This window comes from Nonomuraea solani, assembly GCF_900108335.1.
Taxonomy (GTDB): domain Bacteria; phylum Actinomycetota; class Actinomycetes; order Streptosporangiales; family Streptosporangiaceae; genus Nonomuraea; species Nonomuraea solani.
Window position 1 is genome coordinate 87,063 of record NZ_FNVT01000011.1, and the last position, 26,130, is coordinate 113,192.

The window sequence follows — 26,130 nt, forward strand, 5'->3', positions numbered from 1 at the left end:
CAAGCGTTCACAGGGCCCTTGACAGGCATTACCGCTCATGTTGCGATCGGCTCTTAGTAAACGGTTAAACAGTTGGAGCCCCCCATGGCGATGATGTCCCGACGGAACCTGCTCTTGAGCGCGGCGGCGGTCGGCGCCGCCGGACAGATCGGCTGGACGGCCGGGCCGGCGCGGGCCGAGCGGCAACCAGCGGACGACGTCCCGCTCAGGTGGCTGGAGGGTGGCGCGCCCGAGCAACTCGCCGGTGGTTCCACGTGGGGTGTGGCGTGGCCGAAGGGCGCGGTGGCCAAGGAGCAGGCGTTCGCGTTACGCACCGCCGCCGGGCAGCAGGTGCCGGTGCAGACGTGGGCGACCGCGTACTGGCCGGACGGGTCGGTGAAGTGGACCGCGCACGCCATCGGCGCCGACATCGCCCCGGCCGAGCAGTACGTGCTGGCCGCGGGCCCACCGGCCGCGCCCACAGCGGCCGTGACCGTCAGGGACGGGCGCGACGAGGTCGAGGTGAACACCGGCGCGATCACCTGCCTTATCCCGAAAAAGGGCGACAAGCTGGTACGCGCGATCCGGCGCGGCACCATCGAGATCGCCCGCGACGGCGAGCTGGTCTGCCTGCGCCAGGACGAGATCGACGACGACGAGTCCGGGTCGGCGAAATGGGAGAAGTTCGCCGGGCGGACCGAGAAGGTGACCGTCGAGCAGTCGGGCCCGGTCCGCGCCGTGGTCAGGATCGAGGGCCGGCACCGGCGCGGCGGCCGGTCGTGGCTGCCGTTCACCGTGCGCCTGTACTTCTACGCCGCGAGCGACGGCGTCCGCGCGGTGCACAGCTTCGTCTACGACGGCAACGAGAAGAAGGACTTCATCCGGGGCCTCGGCCTCAGGTTCGCGGTGCCGATGCGCGGCGAGCTGTACAACCGGCACGTCCGCTTCGCCGGCAACGGCGACGGCGTGCTGTCGGAGGCGGTGCGCGGCATCACCGGGCTGCGCCGCGACCCGGGCGCGGCGGTGCGCCAGGCGCAGGTCGCGGGGCAGGCGACCCCGGCGGTGGCGACCTGGGACACCCGGGTCAGCTCGCGGCTGCACCTGATCCCGGCCTTCGGCGACTACTCGTTGCGCCAGCTCAGCGCGGACGGCTTCCAGATCCGCAAGCGGACCAAGGCCGGGCACGGCTGGATCCCGGTGGACGCGGGCGGCCGGGCCGGGGGCTTGGGTTACATCGGGAGTCCGGAGGGCGGGTTCGCCTTCGGCATGCGCGACTTCTGGCAGTTGCACCCGACGCAGCTCGACATCCGCGGCGCGGCCGGTGACACGGCCGAGGTGACCCTGTGGTTGTGGTCGCCCGACGCCGGGCCCATGGACCTGCGCTTCTACCACGACGGGCTCGGCCAGGACACCTATCCGGAGCAGCTCGAAGGCTTGGAGATCACGTACGAGGACTACGAGCCCGGGTTCGGCACCCCGTACGGCATCGCGCGTACCACCGAGCTGATGTTCTGGGCGCTGGAGGCGACCCCGGCCGCCGAGAAGATCGCCGAGCTGACCGCGGCCGTGCGCACGCCGCCGCTCATCGTGGCGCCCCCGGCGCACCTGCACGCGGCCGGGGTGTTCGGCGACTGGTCGCCGGTGGACCGCTCGACCCCGGCCAGGAAGCTGATCGAGGACCGCCTGGACCTCATGTTCACCTTCCACAAGGAGCAGGTCGACCAGCGTTCGTGGTACGGCTTCTGGGACTACGGCGACGTCATGCACAGCTACGACGGCGACCGCCACGTCTGGCGCTACGACGTCGGCGGCTACGCCTGGGACAACTCCGAGCTCTCCACCGACCTGTGGCTCTGGTACCACTACCTGCGCACCGGCAAGTCCGACGCGTTCCGGTTCGCCGAGGCCATGACCCGCCACACCGGCGAGGTCGATGTCTACCATCTCGGCAAATGGCGCGACCTGGGCACCCGGCACGGCGTACAGCACTGGGCCGACAGCGCCAAGCAGACCCGCATCAGCAACGCCGGCTACCGCCGCTTCTACTACTTCCTGACCGCCGACGAGCGGGTCGGCGACCTGATGCGCGACCTGGTCGACTCCGACAAGACGTTCCTGGTCCTCGACCCCATCCGCAAGATCCGCACCGAGCCGTACGAGCCCGACCCGCACGCGCTCGGCGTCGGCACCGGCACCGACTGGGGCGCCATGGCGCTGGCCTGGCTGACCGAGTGGGAGCGCGGCGGCGACCCGATCGCCCGCGAGAAGCTGCTGAACGGCATGCGCACGATCGCCGCGATGCCCAACGGCTTCATCCGCGGCGGCGGCTGGTACGACCTCGACGACGGCACCTTCAAGCCGAACGACACCGCGGTCAGCGTCGGCTCGCTCGGCGCGGTGTTCGGCCTGGTCGAACTGTGCAGCGAGGTCATCGCCCTGACCGGCGACGAGGCGTTCACCAAGGCGTGGCTGCAGTACTGCCGCCTCTACAACGGCACCGCCGCCGAGCAGACGGCCGAGACGGGGCAGTCGTTCGGCAACCTGAACCTGCGCCAGGCCCACTCCAGGCTCACGGCGTACGCGGCCGCCAAGCTCGGCGACGCGAACCTGGCCGCGCGGGCGTGGAAGGAGTTCGACACCGGCCACGCGGGCTACCCGAAGAACCACCCGTTCACGTCGGTGCGGATCGAGGGCCCGAAGGTGCTCAAGCCGATCGACGAGGCCGCCTTCAGCACCAACGCCTCCGCGCAGTACGGCCTGGCCGCCATCCAGTGCCTGGCCCTCGTCGGCGACAAGCTCCCCGCCTGACCCCGAAGGAGACGACCATGAAGCTCTTATGCGTCACCGCGACGGCGATCCTGGCGCTCATCACGGGAGCCGCGGGGGCGCCCGCGCAGGCCGCCGCCGCGCGCCCGATGGAGAATCTCGGCCGCGGCGTCGTGGCCGTGCGCTCCGGCTCGGCCAGTGTCCTGGTCACCTGGCGGCTGCTGGGCCTGGACCCGGACGGCCTCGGCTTCAACGTCTACCGCTCCACCGCGGGCGGCGCGTACGTCAAGCTCAACGCGGCCGTCCTGACCGGCGGCACCAACTACACCGACACCACCGCCGACCTGACGAAGGCCAACGGCTACCACGTCCGGCCCGTGCTCAACGGCACCGAGCAGGCGGCGAGCGGCGCGTTCACGCTGACCGCGAACCACGCCGTCGAGCCGGTGGTCCGCATCCCGATCCGGGCCGGCGGCCCCGTGAAGTTCACCTGGGCCGGCGACCTGGACGGCGACGGCGAGTACGACTACGTCATCGACCGCCAGACCTCGCCGCAGAAGCTGGAGGCATACCGAGGCGACGGCCGGTTCCTGTGGTCGGTCGACATGGGCCCGAACAGCACGAACCAGGACAACATCGAAGGCGGCTCGGCCACCATCGACGTGGGCCACTGGGACGGCGTCACGGTCGCCGACCTCGACAGCGACGGCCGCGCCGAGGTCGCCGTCCGGATCGCGGCGGGCGTGACCTTCGGCGACGGCACCAGGTACACGCCCGACCAGCAGGCCATCGCCATCCTCGACGGCCGGACCGGAGCGCCCCGCGCCACCGCCCCGGTGCCCACCGACTATGTGGCCGACGGCCCGATGTACGCCCGGTTCGGCGTCGGCTACCTCGACGGCGTCACCCCGAGCCTGGTCGCGTACATGAAGAACCGCGTCGGAAACGGCGGCTTCAACCTCATGATGACCGCCTGGAGGTTCACCGGCGGCACGCTGACGCGGCAGTGGAAGTGGCTGCGCGGCAACCAGGACATGCCCGACGGGCACAACACCCGCATCATCGACGTGGACGGCGACGGCAAGGACGAGATCGCCGAGATCGGGTTCGTCCTGAACGGCAATGGCACCGTGCGCTACTCCCTGGCCGGCCAGGGCGTCATCCACGGCGACCGCTTCCACCTCGCCAAGATGGACCCGGGCCGGGCCGGTCTGCAGGGCTACGGCGTGCAGCAGGACAACCCCAGCGGCCTGCGCGAGTACTACTACGACGCGGCGAACGGCACGATGCTCTGGAAGCACGTCGAGGCGGGCGTCGGCGACGTCGGCCGCGGCATGGCGGGCGACATCGACCCGCGCTTCCCCGGCATGGAGGTCTGGTCGTTCTCCGGCCTCTACAACGCCCGCGGTAACCAGCTCACCGAGCCCGACACCTCACGGCGCCCCTGGCCGCACCTGGGCCTGTGGTGGGACGGCGACCTGACCATGGAGCTGCTGAACGACGGCAAGTTCGAGAAGTGGAACCCGGCCGACCCGAGGCCCACCAACAGCCTGCCGCGCCTGCTCACCATCTCCGGCTACGGCGCCGTCAACGCCGGCGGGCCGAACCCGGCGCTGGTCGGCGACATCCTGGGCGACTGGCGCGAGGAGGTCGTCTACACCAACGCCGCCCACGACCAACTGATCGTCTTCACCACGAACCAGCCGTCCGCCACCCGGCTGTACACGCTGGCCCACAACCCCGCCTACCGCAACGCCATGACGCTCAAGGGCTACCTGCAGTCGCACCACGTCGACTATTTCCTGGGGGCCGGGATGACGAAGCCGCCGCGCCCGAATATCACCTACTGAACGTTTATAGTCAGGGCAATCGCCGGGCTATCGGGCAAAGGTGATGGGCATGTCCCTGGGCGACATTTACCACCCGCTCCGCACGCACCTGAACGATCCCTACCCCTTCTACGAACGGGCGCGGCGGGAGGAGCCGGTGTTCTTCTCCCCCGTGGTCGGGGCCTGGGTCGTGACGAAGATGGCCGATGTGCGCAGGATCCTGCGCGACGGGCGGACCTTCTCCTCGGCCAACACGCTGCGGCCGTACACGCCGTTCCCGCCGGTGATCCTGGAGGAGCTGGCCAAGGGCTATCCGTTGCGGGAGGCGTACATCACGATGGACGGCGAGGAGCACCGGCGGTTGCGGGCGCCCGCGGCGGCGGCGCTGTCGCCCGAGCGCGTCGACGCGGCCGAGCCGTACATCACCGAGCGGGCCTCGGTCCTCATGGACGGGCTCGCCAAGGAGGGGCGCGTCGAGTTCATGGCCGCGTACGCCAACCGGCTGCCCGTCGATGTGATCGCCCGGCTGGCCGGCTTCGCGGAGGAGGACGCCAAGACGTTCGGGGACGACAGCCGGGCCGCGGCGGCCATGGGGATGGGGCACCAGTTCTCCTCGGACGAGGAGCGGGTCGAGTGCGCCCGCGCCTGGGTGCGCTTCCAGCACCTCATCGCACGTTATGTGGCCGAGCGCCGCACCGCGCCCAGGGACGACCTGATCAGCGACTACATCGCCGCGTACGGCGCCGGCGACATGGCCGGGCTGGTCGGCCTGGTGCTGAGCTTCGCCCTGCCGGGCCACATCACCACCTCGGCGCTGCTCGGCAACGCCCTGCTCCACCTGCTCTCCCACCCCCAGCAGTGGCGGCTGCTCTGCGAACGGCCCGAGCTCGCGGCGAACGCGACCGAGGAGATCGCCCGTTTCGACGGCCCGACACACCTGTTCCTGCGGGTGACGACCGCCGACACCACCCTGGGAGGTCGTGAGCTGCCCGCCGGCACCGAGGTCGCCGTCTGTCTCGCCTCCGCCAACCGTGACGAGGACGCCTTCGAGCGGGCCGGGGAGTTCGACATCACCCGGCCTCCGCAGGCCGGCGTGGCGTTCGGGCAGGGCGCCCACTACTGTCCTGGGGCCGGGCTGGCGCGCCGCCAGGTCGAGGTCTCCCTGCGCCTGCTCGCCGAACGGCTGCCGGGCCTGCGGCTCGTGCCGGACCAGCGGATCGAGTATCGCGGCACGCTGGACCACCGGGGCCCGCTCACGCTGCGCCTCGACACTCAGGGACGGTAGGCGCTCAGGTCGTTCGGCGGTTGTAGAAGAAGTCGAAGTCCTCGCCGTAGTCGAGGCTCAGCAGCTTGCGTACGGAGGCGCCCTTGAGGTTGACGACCTCGATCGTGAACTTCTTCTGGTCGTTCCCGGCCGCCCGGTAGCAGAACAGGTTGGTCTCGTCGTACCAGCCAAGCAGGTGATCACAGACGGTATCGACCACCTGGGTCCTGGCCCCGGTCGCCGCGTCCCAGACGCAGGTCGTCTCGTCTCCCTCCGGCGGCGGGCAGTCCGTGACGAAGCTCTTGCCCGAGGGCGTGAAGATGTCCTGCGTGAAGGACGGGATCTTGCCGGCGGCGGGGAGATCGCGCACCACCTTGCCGTTCTCGTCGCGGAAACGCAGGCCGTCCTCGCCCTTGTACGGACTGACCACGCCCTTCCCGCCGAACCCCCAGACGAAGCCCTCGTCCTGGGTCTTGGGCAGTTTCGTCACCTTGATGCTCTCACCGGCCACGTCGATGACGGCGTACCCGTGGATGATCGTCTTGTCGCCCTTGGTGTCGAAGATGTCCAGCAGCACCCGCGAGCTGTCGGGCGACCAGGCGATGATCTCGGCGCTCAGCGGATCCTTCACGCTCTGGACCGTGAACGAGTCGCCGGTCGAGCGCTCCGTCACCGTGACCGAATCCATGTTGTCGTCGTCGAGCTCCTGGTCGCGCGTCGCCACGTACTTGCCGTCCGGCGACACCCTCGCCTCCCACCCACCGCGCCGCTCGAACGGGTCGACGCTCCCCTTCGTCCGCATGAAATTCTTGGGCGCCTCCCTCTTGGCGTCCCACACGACGTAGTTCGTGAGCACGATCGGATCGTTCGGGAGCTCGAAGAGCTGGGCGTTCAGTCCCGACAGGGTCGTGGCGGCAGGCGTGGTCACCGGGGTGTTCTTCGAAATCGCGGCCGGGGTGGCGGTGGTCGCCGGGGCGGCGTTCAGGCGTGTCCACGGTACGGCGATCGCCGCCCCGGCCGTGAGCGCCACGGCGATCGAGGCCCCGATCAACGGACCTCGCAGGCGCGCCCGCGAGCGCGCAACAGAGGAGGCGGGGGCGGTCTTCTCCTCTTTCTGCGCCCCGAGCAGGGTCTGCAGGACCTGGTCGGCGGTGGGGCGCCGGACGGGGTCCTTGCTCAGACATGCGGTCACCACCTGGCGCAGCGGCTGGTCCAGCCCGGACGCGTCCGGCTCGTGGTGCAGCACCCTGGTCAGGACGGCGGCCACGCTCTCGCTGTGGAACGGCGACTTCCCGGTGGCGGCGTAGATCATGGTGGCGGCCCAGGAGAACAGGTCGGAGGCCGTGCCGATCTGCCGGCCGTGGAGCTGCTCCGGCGACATGTACGCCGGCGTGCCCAGCACCGACGCCGTCAGCGTCGCGGTCGCGTCGAGCGCGCGGGCGATCCCGAAGTCGATCACCCGTGGGCCGTCGGAGGCGATGATCACGTTGCCGGGCTTGAAGTCGCGGTGCACGATGCCCGCGTGGTGGATGGCGGTCAGCGCGGTGACCGTGCCGATCGCCAGCCGGTGCAGGTCCGTCCCGGTTCTGGGGCCGCGCGTGGCGACCACTTCCTGCAGCGACGGGCCGTCGATGTACTCGCTGACGATGTACGGCCGCTCGTCCTCGACACCCGTGGCCAGCACCTGCGCGGTGCAGAACGGCGCCACCCGCTGGGCCACCCCGGCCTCGCGCAGGAAGCGGTCGACCGTGCCGTGGTCACTGGACAGCTCCGGCTTCAGCCACTTGACGGCCACGCGCTCGCCCGACTCGGTGACCCCCAGGAAGACGACGCCCTGGCCACCCTCGCCGAGCCTGCCTTGGAGTTCGTAGCCCGCGAGCCGTGGGGGGTCTGCTGGCTTGAGCGGAGACGGCATAGCCGAAATTGTGGCGCATTTCGCACTCAAGCATCAAATATCACACTCCGCACAGGGCGCCCGGAGCCCCCTGCCCCGCCTGGGGCGGCTCCGCGGCACCCGCCGCGAGAGATTTGGATCAGTGAACAAACGGTCAAGAGCTGGCAAAACACCACAGAAGCCGCACCAATCCGTTGCGATCCCCGCACCCACGCACGGGAACCTTGTGCTAGCCTATGAAGCGTTGCAGTTGTGTTACCCATAAAGACTTTGTTCGCGCCCGACAGAGTATGTTTCTTCGGGCGCGTTTTGTTTGCCGGTCATTTCCGGATGGGCAATCGCGGCGACACGAATTCGCGAGGTGCGAATTCGTTGGTTTCTGCACTTATCTAAGGAGATCGACATGGCAAGCGGAACCGTGAAGTGGTTCAACTCGGAAAAGGGCTTCGGCTTCATCGCGCAGGACGGCGGCGGCGCCGACGTCTTCGCCCACTACTCCAACATCGTCTCGAACGGTGGCTACCGTGAGCTGACCGAGGGTCAGAAGGTGTCCTTCGACATCGTCCAGGGCCAGAAGGGCCCGCAGGCGGAGAACATCGTCGCCGCCTGACCCAGGCACACGTAGTAAGTACGGGCCCGTACCCCTTCGGGGGTGCGGGCCCGTACTGCGTTCCGGCACTTGTGCCGCGCTGATCATTCTTCTAAGTTAGGCCCCGTAACTAAGGGGGCCCACCGATGAGAACCGGCGGTCGCACGGCCAGCTTCGGTCTTGGCGACGTGATCGGAGCCGGGATCCGGATCGGCCTGGCCGGCCTGACCGTGCAGGCCGTGGCCGACGCGCTCGGCGTCACGACGGCGGCGGTCTATCGCCACGTGCCGAGCAGGTCGGCGCTGGAGCGGCTGGTCGGCGAGGCGATCCTGGCGGACCTGACGCTGGTCGACGACCCGGCGGAACCTGCCGTCGCCCACCTCGTCGGCTTCGCCGCGCAACTGCGGCGCTTCACGCTCGAACGCCCCGGCACGGCCGAATACTTCCAGCGGCTGTTCCCGCGCGGACCCTCGGGCATCCGGCTGCTGGAACACCAGATCGTGGCCCTGGGCCGGCGCGGCTACGACCCGGCCGCCGCCACCGTGCTGTCCTCCGCGATCGCCACCATCACCCTGGGCGCCACCATGGCCGAGCAGGAGCGCGCGGCCTACTACACCCCCGAGACCGCCGAAGACCTGCAGGCCGTGAAGGCCGGTTCGGCGCTGCTGCGACAGGCCATGGCGGGCATCCCCGCGCACACCCCGGAGGACTACTTCGTGTTGATGCTCACCGCGACCGCCGAGGGGCTGGTCGCCCGGCATCCGCCCGGCCGGCCGATCACCACCGGTGGGAGGCCGGATGATGGTGCTGACCGCTGAGGATCCCGGCTCGGCGGGGCCGTACCGGCTCGAATACCGGCTGGGGTCGGGCGGGCAGGGCGTCGTGTACGCGGGCCGGGGCCCGAACGGCGTTCTCGTCGCGGTCAAGCTGCTGCATCAGCACCTGATCGCCGACGACGAGGCTCGGGTGCGCTTCCTGCGGGAGGTGGAGACCGCCAAGCGGGTGGCCCCGTTCTGCACGGCGCAACTGCTCGACACCGGGTTCGCGGGGCGCCGGCCGTACATCGTGAGTGAGTTCGTGGACGGGCCGTCCCTGCAGGACTCGGTGCGCGAGAGCGGGCCGCGCGGCGCGGCGGCGCTGCAGCGGCTGGCGGTGAACACCGCGACGGCGCTGGCGGCGATCCACGCGGCCGGGGTGGTGCACCGGGACTTCAAGCCGGGCAACGTGCTGCTCGGTCCCGACGGGCCCGTGGTGATCGACTTCGGGGTCGCCAAGGCGCTGGACCTGAGCCAGTCGGTCGTCACCAGCCAGCCGATCGGCAGCCCCGCCTACATGGCGCCGGAGCAGATCGCGAACGGCGAGGTGGGCCCGGCCGCGGACCTGTTCACGTGGGCCGCGACCATGTACTACGCGGCGACGGGCGAGCGGGCGTTCCCCGGCGACAGTGTGCCGGCCGCCCTGCACGCGGTGCTGTCCAGCGAGCCCGATCTGCGGCGGCTGGAGGGGCCGTTCCGGCTGCTGCTGCGGGAGTGCCTGGCCAAGGAGCCGGCGCTGCGGCCCACCGCCGCCCAGGTGGTCGAACGGCTCAGCGCGCTGCCCGCCCCCGCCTGGATTCCCGCCCCGGCCAGGAGGCCCGTGAGGCGGCGGGCGTTCGCCGCCGGCGCGGTGGCCCTGGTCGCCACCGCGGGTTTCGGCTTCTACGCCCTCTCACCGAGCGGCGCCCAGCAGCGGGCGGCCGGACCGGCGACGACCGCTTCCTCCCCGACCCCGTCACCAAGGCCCAGCACGCCCAAGCCGACGCCCACGGCGGGGCCGGGCCGGGTGGCCCAGCTCGCCCAGAGCCCCGCGACCGCTCCCACCAGGGCGCCGCGCAAGTCCGCGACCCCGGCGCGCAAGACGAATCCCGCCCCGCACACCAGGGTCACGACCGTCTATCAGACTCCGCGATCGAAACCCACGTCGTCGTTCCCCACCCGGGAGCCCACCACGGAGGCGCCGCCTCCGCCCTCGACGGGCACGGCCACGTGGACCGACGCCAACGCGTACTGCCATGAGCGGGGTTACACCTCGGCCATGGGATCCTGGTACGACCTGCGGTGCAACGGATCCAGCACGCAGATCACCGCGACGACGCTGTGCCAGTGGAAATATCCGAAATATCCCAATGCCGTGGGCGAACAGCCGGCCAACGGATTCATGCCCGTGGCCAACTGCCAGCTGTCCTGAGCGTCAGTGGTCCCTGGGCACCGTCACGGGCGCGCTGAACGGGAGCACGAAGAGCGGTCCGGTCACCACCGCGTTCTCGCTGCCCGGGCCGTAGGGCAGGTTGGCGGTCTGCCGGCAGGTGCCGCGGTCCTCGATCCCGTAGACGGGGTTCTGACCGCCGGGGCCCGCGTTGAAGCGGCCGATGAGGGAGATGCGGTCGCGTACCCGGCCTCGCTCGTCGATGAACAGCCCGTGGATCGGCGCGGTGGCGGCGAACCCGTCGGGGGTCAGGACCTCCTGCACCAGGTCGGAGATCAGGAACCGCAGCGTACGGCCGTCGGCGTCGGTCACGGTGCCGTCGAGTTCGCCGAGGAACGGGGTGAAGATGCCCGGCGCGCTGGTCGCGAAGCCGTCGGTGTAGGGAAGGGGCCGCTTGGCGAGCTGTGAGAGCCGCCAGGTGCGCTTGAAGGTGCCGGTTCTGATGGTGTACGTGCCGTTGCGGCACTCGAAGGGCCGGAGCGTGAGGCCGGTGAGGTCGATCGTCTGGCGCACGATCGGGTTGCCGGTGGCGGGGTCGCCGAACCGCTCCTCGTCGATGCGCACGTCGAGCCCGTGCTTCGACAGCCTCAGCACGAAGCCGGGGCCGATCGCCTTGACCCGATGGCGGCTTTCTTTGATCTTGAGCCCCGGGGCGCCCGGCTGGGGTTGCGCCTGCGCCGCGGTCGCGGGTAACAGGCCGACGGCCAGCGCCGTGAGCAGGGTGATGGTGGTGCGCATGACGGGAATTCCAGGACGCATGGGGGTCCCTCCTCGCAGCCGCGATGATCATGTAATCGTACCCGAGCACAAATGTGAGGTCGATCACATATTCGTTAGTGGCCCTGTTGAGCGACTGCTCAAATCGGGCTATCGTCTCCTTGAGCAGTCGCTTAAAAAAGGGGGCGTTGTGCCTGTTGCGGTGGTGGGCTCGGCGGGTCGCGGAATCTGGTGGCCCGGCTGATGCCGCAGGGGGCCCTGCTGAGGTCGATGGAGTCCGTTCTCGCCTGGACGCCGGCGCTGGGAGTGACCGATGCCTGACTGGACGTACCAGCCGCTGCGCGGGATCGCGGGGGCGCTGCTGGGGGTGCGGCGGTCGCGGCTGGCGGCGCTGGGGGTGCTGGCCTGGACCGGGTCGCTGCCCGGCGGCGGGAAGGCGATCGCGCGGCTCCTCGGGCACCGCCACCCGCCGGCGCATGTGGCGGGGACGGTGGGCGGCGTCGCGGTGCGCAGCCGTCTGGGGGCGGTGGTCCCGCCCGAGGTGGCCCGGCAGGCCGTCCGGGCCCTGCCACCGCTGGGCGCGGGACTGATCGTGGTCGAACCGGTCTCGCTCGCCGACGTGCCGCTGGTGCTGGCGGCGGCGGGCAGACGGGGGTGCGCGCCCGAGCGGGAGGCGGCGGCCCGTGGGCGGGTGCCGGTGATGGTGCGGACCGGGGATTCGGCGGTGGCGCGGGCTGTTGAGCCGTATGTGGATGCGGTGCTGCCGGTGGACGGGCCGGAGGTCGTGTGCCGGGAGTCGGCGTCCGTGGCGGAGGCGGTGCGGGAGTTGGCCGAGCCGGGCAAGGTCGTGCTCGCCACGCCGGCCCTGCTGATCGAGGCGGGGCCCGGGTGGTTCGGGCGGGTGATGGAGGCGGCGACGCCCACCGCGCCCGCCCCCACGCCAGTAGGCGGCGATCCCCGGCAATGGCCCGCCTGGTGGTGGGGGCTGATGACGGGCGTGATCATGGCCGTCGCCGGGCTGGTGGCCGCCGCCGTCGCGCTCGGCCCGGTGCTGCTCTGGTACGACCGCGCCTTCCTCGACATGGACCGGCACGCGCTGCACGCCACCAACCACCACCTCGTCCACTTCCTGCGCCACGACCGGATCACGCTGGCGGGCACGATGGTGGCCATCGGCGTCCTGTACGCGGGCCTGGCCGCCGGAGGCATGCGCCGGGGCTGGCCGTGGGCGCGGGAGGCGTACCTGGTGTCGGGGTGGATCGGGTTCGCGGCGGTGCTCTACCTGTTCGCCCACGGATACGCCGAGCCGCTGCACCTGGTGCTGACCGCCGTGCTCCTGCCGATGTTCGTGGCCGCGTCCCGCCGGTCCCCGGACGGCCCCCGGTGGACGGCCCGGCCGGACGGGCCGGAGCGTGAGCGCCGCCGCGCGCTCACCGGTCAGCTCCTGATGGTGGTCACCGGGATCGGGCTGTTCGCCGGTGGCGTGGCCGTGTCGGCCGTCGGGCTCACCGACGTGTTCGTCGCCGGCGACGTGGCGTACCTGGGCGCCGGGGCGGACGACCTGGACGCGGTGAACGAGCGGCTGATGCCGTTCATCGCGCACGACCGGGCCGGGCTGGGCGGGGGGCTGATGGCGGCGGCCGCGGCGATCACCGCGCTGAGCGCCTGGGGCTGGCGGCGCGGGGAGGCGTGGGTGTGGTGGACGCTCGCGCCGGCCGCCGCCGCCGGGTTCGTCCCGGCCGTCGTCACCCACCTGAGCATCGGGTACGTCGACCTCTGGCACCTGTCACCCGTCTTCCTCGGGATGGCGCTCACCGGGACCGCGCTGGCTCTCGCGCGCCCGTACCTGTGCGGTGTTGGAGAATCTCCCATTTGTCCCCGACCGGCCGCTCGCACCCCCACCCTCATGGCTAGCCTGGCAGTAGGTGGAACGTTTCGTACTTTGCGAGGTGGAAGCCCGGATGACCGTCACTCCCACGCACCTGAACGACCTCGCCGGACGGGCCGAGGCAATCACCGCGGAGATCCATCAGCTCTGTGACGGCGTCCCGGCGGGAACGCCCGAGCACGAGGTGCTCCTGACCGCGCGGCAGGCGGCCGGGTGGATGGCCAGAGGCGCCGAGGACCTGCAGCTCGCGGCCAAGGAGCTGGCCAGGGTGCAGGCCGAGCAGACGTGTGCGATGCCGTGGGGCGTGTGCCCCGAGCACGGCAACACCCTGTCCTCCAGGGCCGGCATCTCCGAGTGCCGCGTATGTCACCGCACCTGGAACTACGACCGGCCCGGCCGGCCGTGTGGTCAGCCGGTGACGTGGCGGGTGATCGACCGGACGGGGAACGAGACGCGGATGTGCGACGGGCACGTTCTCGGCGCCCGGGCGGCCGTGGCGGGGGCCACCTTCATGCGTCTGGACCAGTGAGGTACAGCCTGCTGTACCCCACGAGTGCCCTTGGCGGGATCGCCGGTCGCGGCGGTGGTTCGTACCTTTGATCACGACGAACCGTCCAGTGAACGAGGAGCACACCATGACCGGCATCAAGCGTCCCCTTCTCTGGCTGATCCTGGTGGTCAGCGTGGTCTGCAACGCGGTGCTCAACGTCGCCGGCGCCAACATGTTCGTCGGTGCCGCGTTCGGGGTGGTCGCCCTGGTTTGCGCCGGCACTCTGGTCAAGCAGCACTACCAGAAGCGGCGCGCCGTATAAGTCGTGAAATGTCGTTCTTGGTGCGTAGGCACGGGCTACCCTGAGCGCGGCATGGACAGATCATCCGAACCCTGTGGAGTGCCGCTGTGACCGTTCCACGCGCGCTGGAGTACCAGCGACTCGGTGAATATCGGATCTCGGCACGGCTGGGCGAGGGCGGTCAGGGCACCGTCTACCTGGGGGAATCGCCCGGCGGGCAGCGGGTGGCGATCAAGGTGCTGCACGCGCGGTCCGCGGGCGATCCCGAGACCCGGCGGCGGTTCCTGCGGGAGGCGGAGGTCGCGGCGAGCGTGGCCGCCTTCTGCACGGCCCGGGTCCTGGGGACGGGGGTGGTGGACGAGCGGCCGTACCTCGTCAGCGAGTACGTCCCGGGCCCGTCCCTCGACGAGCTGGTCAAGCGCGACGGGCCGCGCAGCGGCAGCGGGCTGGAACGGCTGGCGGTCTCCACGCTGACCGCGCTGGCCTCCATCCATGGCGCCGGGGTCGTGCACCGCGACTTCAAGCCGGCCAACGTGATCCTCGGTCCCGAGGGGCCGGTGGTGATCGATTTCGGCATCGCCCGCGCGCTCGACCACATGACGAGCAACACGCAGGTGGCGGGGACTCCGTCGTACATGCCTCCTGAGCAGTTCACCGACCAGCCGCTGACGCCGGCGTCGGACATGTTCTCCTGGGCGAGCACCATGGTCTTCGCCGCGACCGGCCGGACCGCCTTTCCCGGCTCTTCCGTGCCCGCGATCCTGCACGCCATCCTGCACGCCGAGCCCAACGTCTCGGGCGTGCCCGAGCCCCTGCGCCCGCTGGTGGCCGCCTGCCTGGCCAAGGACCCGGCCGCGCGCCCGGCCGCCGCGCGGTTGCTGCGCGACCTCACCGGTGGCGACCCGAACGGGCGCACGATGGTCGATCTGCCGACCGAGCCGCTCGTCCGGCGGCGGCGCTCCACGAAGATCGCCGTGGCGGCCGTGGCGGCGGCGCTGGTCGTGACGGCGGGTGTGCTGGTCGTGCCGTCCTGGCTGGGCGGGCGGAACGACGCGGCGTCGCTGACGGCGGGGACGAGCCTGGATCTCGCGGCGCTGCCCAAGGTCGAGGTCGACGACCGGTTCGCGGGCGACAGCTCACGCCGGTACGCCACATACCGGCCGTTCCCCGAGGAAGGTCTGCCGTCGATCACCGTCGGCGAGGGCAGGTTCACCGGAGGCGGTTCCGCGCCGTTCTTCGGGATGGTGGCCGGGCCCGCCGCGCTCTCCTCCGCCCAGGCCGTCAGCGTGCTGACCGCCGGCACGTTCACCGGCAGCGGCCGGTTCGAGGACAGCGTCTTCGTGGGCTGGGTCAAGGACGGGGACAACTACCTGACGGCCTGGTACAACAACACCCGCAAGGCCACCGGCTTCGACCTGCGGGCGCGCGGCTCGTTCATGAAGGCGCAGGACGAGGTCCCGCTGACCCTGGCTCCGGGCGACCGCTTCGCCCTGCTCCTGGTCGGTGGCACGGTCACCTCGTACGCCGAGCACGGGGGCAAGTGGCGCCGGCTGCACACCGCCTCCATCGGCGAGACGCTCGCGACCCCGCAGACGCGGCAGCAGTACCGGTACGGGTTCGGCCTGCGCGCCACCACCGGCACCATCAGCGTCACCCGCACGGAAGGCCGGCGCTCCTAGAGTCGTGGGCCCGTTCGGGCCGGCATGCGGGGCACGGACGCGACCAGGGCCCGCGTGTACGGATCGCGCGGCCGGGAGAACACCGCGCGCACGTCGCCCTCCTCCACGACCTGGCCGTCCTTCATGACCAGCACCCGATCGGCGACATGGTGGACGACGCCCAGGTCGTGGGAGATGAACAGCATCGCGGTGCCGTACTCGGACTGGAGGTCGGCCAGCAGGTCGAGCACCTGGGCCTGGATGGAGACGTCCAGTGCGGAGACGGGCTCGTCGCAGACCAGCACGTCGGGCCGGGGGCCGAGGGCGCGGGCGATGGCGACGCGCTGGCGCTGGCCGCCGGACAGCTCCCGGGGGTGGCGGGCGGCGGTCTCGGGCGGGAGGCCGACGCGGTCCAGCATGTCGAGCACCTGGGCGTGGCGTTCCGCCCTGGGCAGGCGGAGCGGTTCGGCCACCAGGCGTCCGACGGTGTGGCGGGGGTCGAAGGAGTCGAGCGGGTTCTGGGAAATGAGCTGGATTCGGGGCCGGAGCGGGCGGCGGGCGCGTTCGCGCAGGTGGCTCCACTGCCGCTGGTGCAGACTGACCCGGCCGGCGTCGGGTTCGAGCAGGCCGAGGGCGAGCCGGGCGAGCGTGGTCTTGCCCGAGCCGGACTCGCCCACGACGCCGAGGGTCTCGCCCTCGTGGAGGGCGAAGGAGACGTCGTCCACGACCCGGCGGGGGCCGTACGAGCGGCTGAGGCCCGTCCCCGCGAGGACCTGCGCGGACGGGTTCGGGACCGGCCGGGTACGCGGTGCGCCGGTGGTGAGCCGGGTGCCCCGGGAGGCCGCGGACGGCACGGCGGCCAGCAGCGACTTCGTGTAGTCGTGCGCGGGCGCGCCCAGCACGTCGCCGGCGGGCCCCTCCTCGACGATCAGCCCGTCCTTCATGACCAGGATGCGGTCGGCGATCGAGGCCACCACCGCCAGGTCGTGGCTGATCAGCAGCAGCGCCGTGCCCGCCGCCTTGCGCTCGGCGAGCAGCCGCAGGATCTGCGCCTGTACGGTCACGTCGAGCGCGGTCGTGGGCTCGTCGGCGATGATCAGCTCGGGGTCGGCCGCGATGGCGGAGGCGATCAGCGCCCGCTGCCGCAGCCCGCCGGAGAGCTGGTGCGGATGTTGCCCGGCCCGGGCCGCCGGATCGGGCACACCCACGGCTTCGAGCAGCTCCAGCACCCGGTCCGCCCGCCGCGCCCGCGGCACGACGCCGTGCACGGCCAGCACCTCGGCGATCTCGGCGCCCACGGTGCGCAGCGGGTCGAGCGAGACCAGCGCGTCCTGCAGGACCAGCCCGGCGAACCTGCCCCGCAGCCGCCGCCAGTCCGCCGGCCCGAAGGCGAGCGCGTCCCGGCCGGAGACGCGGAACTCCGCGGCGCTGACGGTGGAGCGGGGACCGGCCAGGCCGAGCAGGGTGCGCGCGGTGACGCTCTTGCCGGAGCCGGACTCGCCGACGATCGCCACGCACTCGCCGGGCGCCACCGACAGGGACACGCCGCGGACGACCTCGGTCCCGTCGAAGCCCACCCGCAGGTCCGTCACGCCCACCAGCGTGCCGACGGAGGGCGGGGCCGCGTACGTCGTCAAGGTGTTCTCCCTTCGAAGCGGCGTTGCAGGCGGCGGCCCACGACGGTCAGGCAGACGACCGTGAGCGTGATCGCCAGGCCCGGGAAGAACGCCTCCCACCAGGCCACGCGCAGGTAGTTGCGGGCCTCGGCGAGCATCGCGCCCCATTCGGCGGCCGGCGGCTGCGGCCCCATGCCGAGGAAGCTGAGCCCGGAACCGGCGATCACCGCCTGCCCGAGCCCGATCGTGGCCAGGACGGGGATCGGGCCGAGCACGTTGGGCAGCACGTGCCCGGCGGTGATCGCCAGGCGGGAGCGGCCGAACGTGAGGGCCTGTTCGACGTAGCCGGAGTGGCGGACGACGAAGGTCTGGGCCCTGATCACGCGGGCGTAGTTCGGGACCTGGGCGACGGCGATGGCGAAGATGACGTTGCCGGTGCCCGGGCCGGTGATCGCGACGATGAGGAGGGCGAGCAGCAGTTCGGGGAGCGTGGACAGCACGTCGAACGAGCGGGCCAGCGCCTCGTCCAGCCATGTGGGCGACAGGCCGGCGGCGAGGCCGAGCAGCACGCCGGAGGCGACCGCGATGGCGGTGGCGGCCACGCCGATGACGACCGAGTGGCCGGCGCCGTGGATAGCCCTGGCCAGCACGTCGCGGCCGAGGTGGTCGGTGCCGAACCAGTGGGCCGCGCCGGGCGGGCTGAGCGCGTTGAGCGGGTCGGCGGCCAGCGGATCCACGGAGGTGAGCAGGCCGGGCACCACGACGGCGATCCCCAGCAGGACGAGGAAGGCCGCCGGAAGGAGTGCGCCGGGACGGACGAAGACCTTCGGGGCCGGCCGGGAGCCGGCGACTGCGGACATTGGCGATCAGCCCCTTATTCGGGGGTCGATGGCGCGGTAGGCCAGGTCGAGGAGGGTGCTGATGGTGACGTACACGATGGCCGACAGCAGGACGACGGCCATCACGACCGGCATGTCGCGGCCCGTCACCGCCTGCATGGCCACCTGGCCGAGCCCGGGCCGGCCGAACAGGATCTCGGTGATCACCGCGCCGCCCAGCAGCGTCCCGGTGAACCAGCCCGCCAGCGTCACGGCGGGGATCAGGGCGTGCCGCAGCGCGTGCCGGGCGACCAGGGCGCGCTCGGTAAGGCCGCGCGCCCGTGCCGTCACCGCGAACGGCTGCTCCAGCGCCCGCTCCAGCCCTCCGCGCAGCACCTGGCCGAGGACGCCCGCGATCGGCAGCCCCAGCGCGAGCGCGGGCAGCACCAGCGCGGCCGGCCCCTGCGCCCCGGAGACCGGGAACCAGCCGAGCGTGAACGAGAACACCGACAGCAGCACGATCCCGATCAGGAACGGCGGCACCGACACCGACACCAGCTCGGCTGCCGAGGCGGCGCCGCGCAGCCACCGGCCGCGCCCCGCCGTGACGACGGCGATGATCCCCGCCAGCGCCACCCCGGCGGCCGCCGCCGCCAGGGTGAGCTGCGCGGTCGGCCCCACCTGGGTGGCCAGGATCTCGCCGACGCCACGCTGCAACTGGTACGACCGGCCCAGGTCACCGTGGAGCAGCCGCCACAGGTAGGCCACGTACTGGACGATCTCGGGCCGGTCGAGCCCCCACTCGGCGACGATCCGCGCCCGGATCTCCGGGGTGTCGGGGCCGTCGCCGACCAGGATGTCGACGGTGTCGCCGGGGGCGAGCAGCAGCGCGACGTACGAGGTCGTGGCGGCGGCCCAGAGCACGGCCAGCCCGGCGCCCAGCCGCCTGATCACGTGCCGATCCGGACGTCGTAGGCGCCGGCCGGGGTGCCGGACGCCGGGTCGAAGCCGAGCCCCCGCACGCTCTTCCGCGCGGCGACCTGGTCGGCGGGCACGTAGATCGGGAACACGATGGCCTTCTCCGTCACGGCCGCCCGCTGCACCTTGGCGTAGAGCTCCTTGCGCTCGGCCTGGTCGGAGGTGGCCGAGGCGGAGGCCAGCCACTTGTCCACCCGGGGGTCGGCGAAGTGGGTGCGGTTGATGGCCCCCTTCTCCGGCAGGATCAGGTTGAGCGCGGCGCCCGCGTCGGAGTCGCCGCGGGAGTTGCCGAAGATCTCGTACTGGTCCTCTTCCAGGGCCTTCTGGGCGCTGCCCTGGTCGACGATCCTGACCTGGAAGTCGATGCCGGCGTTCTGCTTGACCTGGGCCTGGACGGCCTGGGACAGGATGTCCCTGCGATCGCGGACGAACGGCGCGGAGGCGACCTCGCGGACCGTGAGCCGCTTGCCGTCCTTGACGCGGAAGCCCTCCGCGTCGCGCTGTCCCCAGCCGGCCGCGTCGAGCAGGGAGTTGGCCTTGGCCAGGTCGCCGCCGAAGGTGCCCTTCAGCGTGCCGTCGTAGAAGGGGCTCTTCTCGCCGACGATGCTCCACGCCCTGGTGGCGGTGCCCTGGTAGACGGACTTCAGCACCGCGTCCACGTCCACGGCCTCGCGGAACGCCTCTCGTACGCGCTGGTCGTCGAAGGGCGGGTGGGAGGTGTTGAAGTAGTAGGAGTAGGCGGTGCCGGAGTTCAGTGAGGTCTGGAGGGTAAGGTCCGGGTCCTTCTTGATCAGGCCGACCTCGGTGGCCGGGACACCCTCGATGACCTGCACCTGGCCGGAGGTGAGCGCGCCCACCCGGACGGCGGCCTCGGGCAGGAAACGGTAGGTGATTTCGGGCAGGTAGGCGGGGCCCTGGTGCGCGGCGCCGGCGGGCGGCCACTGGTAGGCGGGGTTGCGGCGGTAGTGGAGCTCCTGCCCCTGGACGAACCGGTCGAGGATGAAGGGCCCGGTGCCGACCAGGTCGGGGCCGCCGAACTTCAGGTCCTTGGCACTCTTGAGCGACTTCGGGGAGACCTGCCCGGCGTACGGCGAGGCGAGGAAGTCGAGGAACAGCGCGTCCGGCTCCTTGAGCGTGAGCTTCAGCCGGTACGGCGACACGACCTCCGCCTCGTCGAGGGCCTTGAGCTGGATCGCGGCCACCGCCGGGTTGTAGCCCGGCACGCGGAACTGGTCGAGGTTGGCCTTGACGGAGGCGGCGTCGAACTTCGTGCCGTCGTGGAAGGTGACGTCGTCGCGCAGGTCGAGCGTGTAGGTCAGCCCGTCGTCCGACGCCTCCCACGACTTGGCCAGCCACGGCTGGAACGAGCCGTCCTCGCCGCGCGAGATGAGCGCGTCGAACTGGTTGAACACCAGCAGCCTGGCCTTGTTCTGCGACCACAACTGCGGGTTCAGCGTGATCGGCTGGGTTTCGACGGCCCAGGTCAGCGTGGCATTCTGCGTAGTTTGGGCGGTTTGCGCGCCGCACGCGGACAGCACGGCGACGAGAAGGATGGGGGTCAGGCGCTTCACGGGCGGTTCCAGGCGTCGGCGAGCAGCTCGAACGAGCGCACGCGGTCTTCGTGTTCGTGGGTGATGGTGGTGACGAGCAGTTCGTCGGCCCCGGTCACCCGGCGCAGCACGCGCAGCCCCTCGGCCACCTGCTCAGGCGTGCCCGTGAAGCGCGTGTCGATCCGGTCCTTGACCAGCTCCCGGTCGGCCTCGGTCCAGACGTGGGCGTCGGCCTCCTCCGGGGTGGGGTACGGCATCGCGCCCGCCCCGGTCCTGATGCTGCGTACCCACAGGTCGTAGCCCTTGCCCAGCCGCGCGGCCGTGGGCTCGTCGTCGGCGACGAGCACGTCGGCCGAGACGATCACGTACGGCTCGGCCAGCGCGGCCGAGGGCTTGAACGCCTCCCGGTACGCCTCGACCGCCTCCAGCACGCTGGACGGGCTGACGTGGTAGTTGGCCGCGAACGGCAGCCCGCGCTCGCCGGCCACCTGGGCGCTCTGGCCGCCGCTGCTGCCCAGCAGCCAGACCTCCAGGTCGGCGCCCTCGCCGGGGACGGCGTGCGCTGAGTGCGTGCCGGCCAGGAAGGCGAGCACGTCGTCGATCTGGTCGGCGAAGTCGGGCGTCTGGGCGCCCGGCTGCTGGAGGAGAGTGGCGTAGTGGGCGAGATGGGGGTGTTTGGCGAGCTGCGACCAGTCGAACGGCTTCGGGATGAGCAGCCCGTCGACCACCCGGGCCGGCGCGGGTTCGACCGGCGCGGGTTCGACCCGGGTGGCCTCGGCGCGGCGCTGGCCCGAGCGGCCGATGCCGAGGTCGACGCGACCCGGGTAGAGCGCGTCGATGAGCCCGAACTGCTCGACCACCGCCAGCGGCGTCTGGTGCCCGAGCTGCACGGCGCCGGAGCCGACCCGGATCGTGGACGTGGCCGCCGCCACCAGCGCGATCAGCACGGCCGGGGCCGAGCTGGCCACGCCGGGCGCGAAGTGGTGCTCGGCCAGCCAGTAGCGGCGGTAGCCGTACCGCTCGGCCCGCACCGCGAGGTCGATGGTGTTCCTGAGCGCGTCGCCGGCGGTGCCCCCCGACGTGATCGGGGCGAGGTCGAGGATCGACAGGGTCACGAGCCACCTCCAAGGGGCCTGCTGGGGATCTCCGCCCGCAGCACGGGCGCGATCTCGGCCTGGAACAGCTCCAGCGCGCTCCGGTGCTCCTTCCGGGTGAGCCCGTCGGCGTCGGCGTGCAGGTGCATGACCTCGTGCCCGAACCTCTTGTGGTAGCGCAGCACCTTGTCCACGATCTGGTCCGGGCTGCCGACCAGGATCGAGCTCCGCTCGATGGCGTCCTCCAGGGTCGGGAAGACGATCGGCAGGCCGAGTTTCCGCTGGAACGCGACGCGGGCGTCATAGACGGGCCGGTAGGTGGCGATGGCCTCCTGCGAGGTCTTCGCCGCGTAGTAGCCCGCCGTCCCCGCCCCCACCAGCGCGGCGGCCGGGTCGTGGCCGTAGTACGCCCAGCGTTCGCGGTAGTGGTCGATCAGGTCGGCGTAGGGGTCGATGGGGTTGGTGACGTTCGCGGAGAACAGCGGGTCGCCGTACCTGGCGGCCAGGTCCACCGACTCCTTGCTGGTGGCGCTGCCGTGCCAGACCCTGATCGGCCGCTGCGACGGCCGCGGCCAGGTCTCGGCCTCGACGAGCGGCGGACGAAATCGCCCCTCCCAGGTGACTTTGTCCTCCCGCCAGAGGCGCCGGAACAGCTCGTACGACTCGCGGTTGCGCTCCCACTGGTCCTCGGCCGTGACGTGGAACAACTGGGCCTGCGCGGCGCCGTTGCCCTTGCCGATGATCAGCTCCAGCCTGCCCTCCGACAGGTGGTCGAGCGTGGCATAGTCCTCGTACGCCCGCACCGGGTCCAGCAGGCTCAGCGTGGTGACCGCGGTGAACAGCCGGATCCTGGACGTCCTGGCCGCGATGTGGGAGAGCACCACCGGCGGCGAGGAGGAGATGAACGGCCGCTCGTGCCGCTCCCCCACGCCGAACCCGTCGAAGCCGAGCTCCTCGGCCAGCACGGCGTTCTCGACGACCTCGCGGAAGCGTTCGGTGGGCGATCGGTCGTCGTTGTGGACGATCAGCGTGATGGCTAGAAATTTCATGACACCTCCGCGTAGCGGCTGGCCGGGTGCGGCAGGCCGAGCAGTCCGCGCAGCGTGGTGGCCTCGTACTCGTGCCGGAACGCCCCCCGCCCCCGCAGCTCGGCCGTCAGCTCGCGGGTGATCCGCGTCAGGTCGTACGGCAGCGTGCCGGGACGCAGCCGGAAGCCCTGGATCCCGGCCCGCCGCCACTCCAGCAGCACCTCGGCCAGCTCCGCCGGGGTGCCGGCGAAGATCGCGGCGTCGGAGACGAGCTCGGCCCCGTCCAGTTCGTCCAGCCGCGCCTTGCGCCTGGCCGCGTCCTCGCCCAGGAAGACGAGCAGGTCGGCGAAGATCTTCAGCTCGCCGGACAGCTTCCTGACCTCCTCGACGATCGCGCGGGCGTCCTCGGCCGACCGCGGCGTGACGTACACGACGTCGGCGCTGCTCGCGGCGAACTCGTACGGCAGCCGCGCGTGCGCCAGCGCGGTCACCACCGGCTGCCCCTGCGGCGGCCGGGGCGTGATCGACGGCCCCTTGACCGAGAAGAAGCGGCCTTCGAAGTCGATGTAGTGGAGTTTGTCCCGGTCGATGAACCGGCCGGTGGCCACGTCGCGGATCTCGGCGTCGTCCTCCCAGCTGTCCCAGAGCCGGCGCGCCACCTCGACCGCGTCGGCGGCCTCGGCGAACAGGTCGCGCACGTGCGGGTCCGCGGACAGGTCCGCGCCACCGGGCCGGTTCAGCACCTGGTCGAGCGGCGGGAACGCCCTGCGGCCGAAGTGCCGCGCGTCGGAGGCCCGCGCGGAGACCTGCGGCCGCCACCCCGCCCGGCCGCCGCTGACGTGGTCGAGGGTGGCGATGCCGAGTGCCACGTGGAAGGGCTCGGTGTGGGTGGTGGTGGCGGTCGGCACCAGGCCGATCCGGCTGGTGAGCGGGGCCAGGCGGGCCGCGAGCAGCACCGCGTCGAACCGGCCCCGCACGTGATCGGTGCGGTCGTCGAACCCGTCGGGCAGGCTCGACTGCGGCCCGAGCGCGTCCTCGATGGTGACGAAGTCGAGCAGCCCCCGCTCGGCCTCGGCCACGAGCCCCGCCCAGTGCCGGGCCGAGAAGAGCGCCTCCGGGGCGGCGGCCGGATCGCGCCAGGCGGCGGGGTGCCAGCCCGCGCCGTCCAGCGCCACGGCCAGGTGCAACATCATGCGAGCTCCAGGTGGTCACGGAGGGTGGTGCCGGCATAGTCGGTACGGAAGGCGCCCCGCTCCTGCAGCAGCGGCACCACCCGGTCCACGAACTCGTCCAGCCCGCCCGGCGTCAGGTGCGGCACGAGGATGAAGCCGTCGGCGGCGTCCGCCTGCACGTGCTCGTCGATCAGCCGGGCCACGGTCGCGGGCGTCCCGATGAACGTCTGCCGCCCGGTCACCTCGATGACCAGCTCGCGGATCGACAGGCTCTTCTCCTCGGCCAGCGCCCGCCACTTGGCGGCCACGGCGGCACGATCCTTGATCGCGACCCGGCCCTGGGAGACGCCGTCGGACAGGTCCGGATCGAGGTCCGGCAGCGGGCCTTCCGGGTCGTAAGCCGACATGTCACGACCCCACACCTGCTCCAGGAACGCGATCGCGGTCTGCGGCCCGACCTGCGCGCGGCGGATCTCCGCCGCGTTCTCGGCGGCCTCCTCCTCGGTGTCGCCCAGCGCGAACGTCACGCCGGGCATGATCTTGAGCTGGTGCGGCTCGCGGCCGTACCCGGCCAGGCGGCTCTTGACGTCGGCGTAGAACCGGCGGCCGTCCTCCAGCGTGCCGTGGCCGGTGAAGATGACGTCGGCGTGGGCGGCGGCGAACTCCCTCCCCTCCGCGGAGTCGCCCGCCTGGATGATGACCGGATGGTTCTGCGGGCTCCGGGGCAGCGTGAACCGGCCGCCGATCGAGAAGTGCGCGCCCTGGTGCTCGACCGTGCCGATGGCGCCCTCGCGGACGAACCGCCCGGCCGCCTGGTCGGCGGCGACCGCGTCCGGTCGCCAGGAGTCCCACAGTTCGCGTGACAGGCGGACGAACTCGGCGGCCCGCTCGTACCGGTCGGCCCGGTCGAGGTAGCCGCCGCGCCGGAAGTTCTCGCCGGTGAAGGCGTCGGAGGTGGTCACCACGTTCCAGCCGGCCCGGCCCCCGCTCAGGTGGTCGAGCGTGGACAGGCGCCTGGCCAGCTCGTACGGCTCGTTGAAGGTGGCGTTGACGGTGCCGGCCAGGCCGAGCCGGTCGGTCACGGCCGCCAGGGCGCTGAGCACGGTCAGCGACTCCGGGCGGCCGACCACGTCGAGGTCGTGGATGCGGCCCTTGAGCTCGCGCAGCCGTAACCCTTCCGCGAGGAAGAAGAAGTCGAGCTTGCCGCGCTCGGCCGTCCTGGCCAGGTGGACGAACGAGGCGAAGTCGATCTGGCTGCCGGAGCGAGGGTCGGTCCACACGGTCGTGTTGTTCACACCGGGGAAGTGGGCCGCCAGGTGGATCCGCTTGCGCGTCATCGGCCCCGCCCGTGCCGGGCGTCCCAGGTGACCGGCAGGCCCTCGATCGTGTCGCGGAAGGCCCGCCGCTGGTACAGGTCGCGGGCGTACGGCCACAGATGCTCGAAGTCGGTCAGCGCCCGCTCGCTGATCAGCTCATCGCGGTTGTGGTGGGAGTCGAACCTGGCCAGCGTCACCCACAGTCGCACGTCCGCCTCGGTGATCGTGTCGCCGGTCAGGAAGCGCTGCTCGGCCAGGCGCTCATCCAGGCGTTCGAGCGCCGCGACGACCCGGTGGCGCTCCTGCTCGCGGTCGGCCTCGGTGGCGGCGCGGGCCACGCGGCCGACGCCGGTGTTGATGTCGTGGTAGATCCAGCCGTTCAGCTTGTTGATCTCCGGGCGCAGCGCGTCGGGGTAGAGCTGGACGGTGGTGTCGGCCCACAGCTCGAACTGGGTGGCCAGGTCGATCGTGATGTCGGGGAAGTTGTTGCTGACGATCGTGCCGGTCCGCCGGTCCCAGAGCACGGGCACGGAGACGTGGCCGCCGTACCCCTTCTCGGTGGCGTCGTACGCCTGCTCCAGCAGCGTGAAGCCGTTGACCGGGTCGGGGCCCCTGCGCTCGCGGAACGCCCAGCCCCGGCCGTCGCGCTCGTCGTCCACGTAGGACAGCGAGACCACGTCCTGCAGGCCCTTGAGCCCGCGGACGATCACGGCGCGCTGGGCGTAGGGGCAGACCCAGGCGACGTAGAGGTGGTAGCGGCCCGGCTCGGCGGGGAAGCCGCTGGAGCCGTCGGCGGTGATCCGGCCCTGGAAGGGGTAGACGGGGCGGTTCCAGTCCGGGGAGAGGTGCAGGCGGCCGGGCCCGTAGTGGCCGTACGCGGTGTGGTCGACCGGGGTCGCGTAGACCCGGGTCTGTGCTGTTGCGGGCACGAGGTTCTCC

Annotated in this window: 21 protein-coding genes; 10 read left to right on the forward strand and 11 right to left on the reverse strand. The window is 71.7% G+C overall.

What is annotated here, in order from left to right; translation table 11 throughout:
* The first annotated feature begins 84 nt into the window (after positions 1 to 84).
* From C4V41_RS33725 to C4V41_RS33735, 3 genes are read left to right on the forward strand one after another with little or no spacing between them, the layout of a single operon-like run.
* Positions 85 to 2,787, forward strand: coding sequence for an exo-rhamnogalacturonan lyase family protein (locus tag C4V41_RS33725; RefSeq protein ID WP_103960029.1), 2,703 nt, complete (start codon positions 85 to 87; stop codon positions 2,785 to 2,787).
* 17 nt (positions 2,788 to 2,804) lie between these two features.
* Complete coding sequence (locus C4V41_RS33730) at positions 2,805 to 4,595, forward strand: rhamnogalacturonan lyase family protein (protein WP_160150488.1); 1,791 nt, start codon at positions 2,805 to 2,807, stop codon at positions 4,593 to 4,595.
* A 49-nt stretch (positions 4,596 to 4,644) separates the two neighbouring features.
* Positions 4,645 to 5,859, forward strand: a complete 1,215-nt coding sequence (locus tag C4V41_RS33735) for a cytochrome P450 (RefSeq protein ID WP_160150489.1) — start codon at positions 4,645 to 4,647, stop codon at positions 5,857 to 5,859.
* A gap of 4 nt (positions 5,860 to 5,863) precedes the next feature.
* Here the strand turns inward: C4V41_RS33735 and C4V41_RS33740 are convergent, their stop codons facing one another.
* Positions 5,864 to 7,753, reverse strand: coding sequence for a serine/threonine protein kinase (locus tag C4V41_RS33740; RefSeq protein ID WP_103960031.1), 1,890 nt, complete (start codon positions 7,751 to 7,753; stop codon positions 5,864 to 5,866).
* 382 nt (positions 7,754 to 8,135) lie between these two features.
* Here C4V41_RS33740 and C4V41_RS33745 point away from each other — a divergent pair, with 382 nt between their 5' ends.
* The 3 genes from C4V41_RS33745 (at position 8,136) to C4V41_RS33755 (ending at position 10,547) form a co-directional block, all read left to right on the forward strand.
* Positions 8,136 to 8,342, forward strand: a complete 207-nt coding sequence (locus C4V41_RS33745; protein ID WP_103960032.1) for a cold-shock protein — start codon at positions 8,136 to 8,138, stop codon at positions 8,340 to 8,342.
* Positions 8,343 to 8,467: 125 nt separating this feature from the next.
* The gene (locus C4V41_RS33750; protein ID WP_103960033.1) at positions 8,468 to 9,139 is read left to right on the forward strand and encodes a TetR/AcrR family transcriptional regulator; all 672 of its coding nucleotides are present in this window, start codon (positions 8,468 to 8,470) and stop codon (positions 9,137 to 9,139) included.
* Positions 9,120 to 10,547, forward strand: a complete 1,428-nt coding sequence (locus C4V41_RS33755; protein ID WP_103960034.1) for a serine/threonine protein kinase — start codon at positions 9,120 to 9,122, stop codon at positions 10,545 to 10,547. Before C4V41_RS33750 ends, C4V41_RS33755 begins: the two co-directional genes overlap by 20 nt.
* 3 nt (positions 10,548 to 10,550) lie before the next feature.
* Here C4V41_RS33755 and C4V41_RS33760 read toward each other — a convergent pair whose 3' ends face one another.
* Complete coding sequence (locus C4V41_RS33760) at positions 10,551 to 11,303, reverse strand: hypothetical protein (protein ID WP_103960035.1); 753 nt, start codon at positions 11,301 to 11,303, stop codon at positions 10,551 to 10,553.
* Between the two features lie 292 nt (positions 11,304 to 11,595).
* Here C4V41_RS33760 and C4V41_RS33765 point away from each other — a divergent pair, with 292 nt between their 5' ends.
* From C4V41_RS33765 to C4V41_RS33780, 4 genes are all read left to right on the forward strand, one after another.
* On the forward strand, positions 11,596 to 13,323 hold the full coding sequence (locus C4V41_RS33765) for a hypothetical protein (RefSeq protein ID WP_200824419.1): 1,728 nt from the start codon (positions 11,596 to 11,598) through the stop codon (positions 13,321 to 13,323).
* Positions 13,244 to 13,699: a protein kinase family protein gene (locus C4V41_RS33770; protein WP_103960036.1), complete on the forward strand. Its 456-nt coding sequence runs from the start codon at positions 13,244 to 13,246 to the stop codon at positions 13,697 to 13,699. The genes C4V41_RS33765 and C4V41_RS33770 overlap by 80 nt, the downstream gene beginning before the upstream one ends.
* Before the next feature lie 106 nt (positions 13,700 to 13,805).
* Positions 13,806 to 13,982, forward strand: a complete 177-nt coding sequence (locus C4V41_RS63300) for a hypothetical protein (RefSeq protein WP_200824420.1) — start codon at positions 13,806 to 13,808, stop codon at positions 13,980 to 13,982.
* 86 nt (positions 13,983 to 14,068) lie between these two features.
* Entirely contained in the window at positions 14,069 to 15,640 is a 1,572-nt protein-coding gene (locus C4V41_RS33780) for a serine/threonine-protein kinase (RefSeq protein WP_103960038.1), read from the forward strand.
* On the opposite strand, the gene C4V41_RS33785 is transcribed toward C4V41_RS33780, so the two are convergent.
* From C4V41_RS33785 to C4V41_RS33825, 9 genes are read right to left on the reverse strand one after another with little or no spacing between them, the layout of a single operon-like run.
* Entirely contained in the window at positions 15,637 to 17,256 is a 1,620-nt protein-coding gene (locus tag C4V41_RS33785; RefSeq protein WP_103960039.1) for a dipeptide ABC transporter ATP-binding protein, read from the reverse strand. The two genes, C4V41_RS33780 and C4V41_RS33785, sit on opposite strands and share 4 nt — an antisense overlap.
* Positions 17,253 to 18,095 carry an ABC transporter permease gene (locus C4V41_RS33790; protein ID WP_103960040.1) on the reverse strand — a complete coding sequence of 281 codons (843 nt, stop codon included), beginning with the start codon at positions 18,093 to 18,095 and terminating at the stop codon, positions 17,253 to 17,255. The genes C4V41_RS33785 and C4V41_RS33790 overlap by 4 nt, the downstream gene beginning before the upstream one ends.
* A gap of 6 nt (positions 18,096 to 18,101) precedes the next feature.
* Positions 18,102 to 19,007 carry an ABC transporter permease gene (locus tag C4V41_RS33795; RefSeq protein WP_103960041.1) on the reverse strand — a complete coding sequence of 302 codons (906 nt, stop codon included), beginning with the start codon at positions 19,005 to 19,007 and terminating at the stop codon, positions 18,102 to 18,104.
* Positions 19,004 to 20,602, reverse strand: coding sequence for an ABC transporter substrate-binding protein (locus C4V41_RS33800; RefSeq protein ID WP_235030534.1), 1,599 nt, complete (start codon positions 20,600 to 20,602; stop codon positions 19,004 to 19,006). Before C4V41_RS33800 ends, C4V41_RS33795 begins: the two co-directional genes overlap by 4 nt.
* Entirely contained in the window at positions 20,599 to 21,696 is a 1,098-nt protein-coding gene (locus C4V41_RS33805) for an LLM class flavin-dependent oxidoreductase (RefSeq protein WP_103960043.1), read from the reverse strand. The genes C4V41_RS33800 and C4V41_RS33805 overlap by 4 nt, the downstream gene beginning before the upstream one ends.
* Entirely contained in the window at positions 21,693 to 22,724 is a 1,032-nt protein-coding gene (locus C4V41_RS33810) for an LLM class flavin-dependent oxidoreductase (RefSeq protein WP_103960044.1), read from the reverse strand. Before C4V41_RS33810 ends, C4V41_RS33805 begins: the two co-directional genes overlap by 4 nt.
* Positions 22,721 to 23,896, reverse strand: coding sequence for an LLM class flavin-dependent oxidoreductase (locus C4V41_RS33815; protein WP_103960045.1), 1,176 nt, complete (start codon positions 23,894 to 23,896; stop codon positions 22,721 to 22,723). Before C4V41_RS33815 ends, C4V41_RS33810 begins: the two co-directional genes overlap by 4 nt.
* Positions 23,893 to 25,212, reverse strand: coding sequence for an NtaA/DmoA family FMN-dependent monooxygenase (locus tag C4V41_RS33820; protein WP_103960046.1), 1,320 nt, complete (start codon positions 25,210 to 25,212; stop codon positions 23,893 to 23,895). Before C4V41_RS33820 ends, C4V41_RS33815 begins: the two co-directional genes overlap by 4 nt.
* On the reverse strand, positions 25,209 to 26,120 hold the full coding sequence (locus C4V41_RS33825; protein WP_103960047.1) for a glutathione S-transferase C-terminal domain-containing protein: 912 nt from the start codon (positions 26,118 to 26,120) through the stop codon (positions 25,209 to 25,211). The genes C4V41_RS33820 and C4V41_RS33825 overlap by 4 nt, the downstream gene beginning before the upstream one ends.
* Between the last annotated feature and the right edge of the window lie 10 nt (positions 26,121 to 26,130).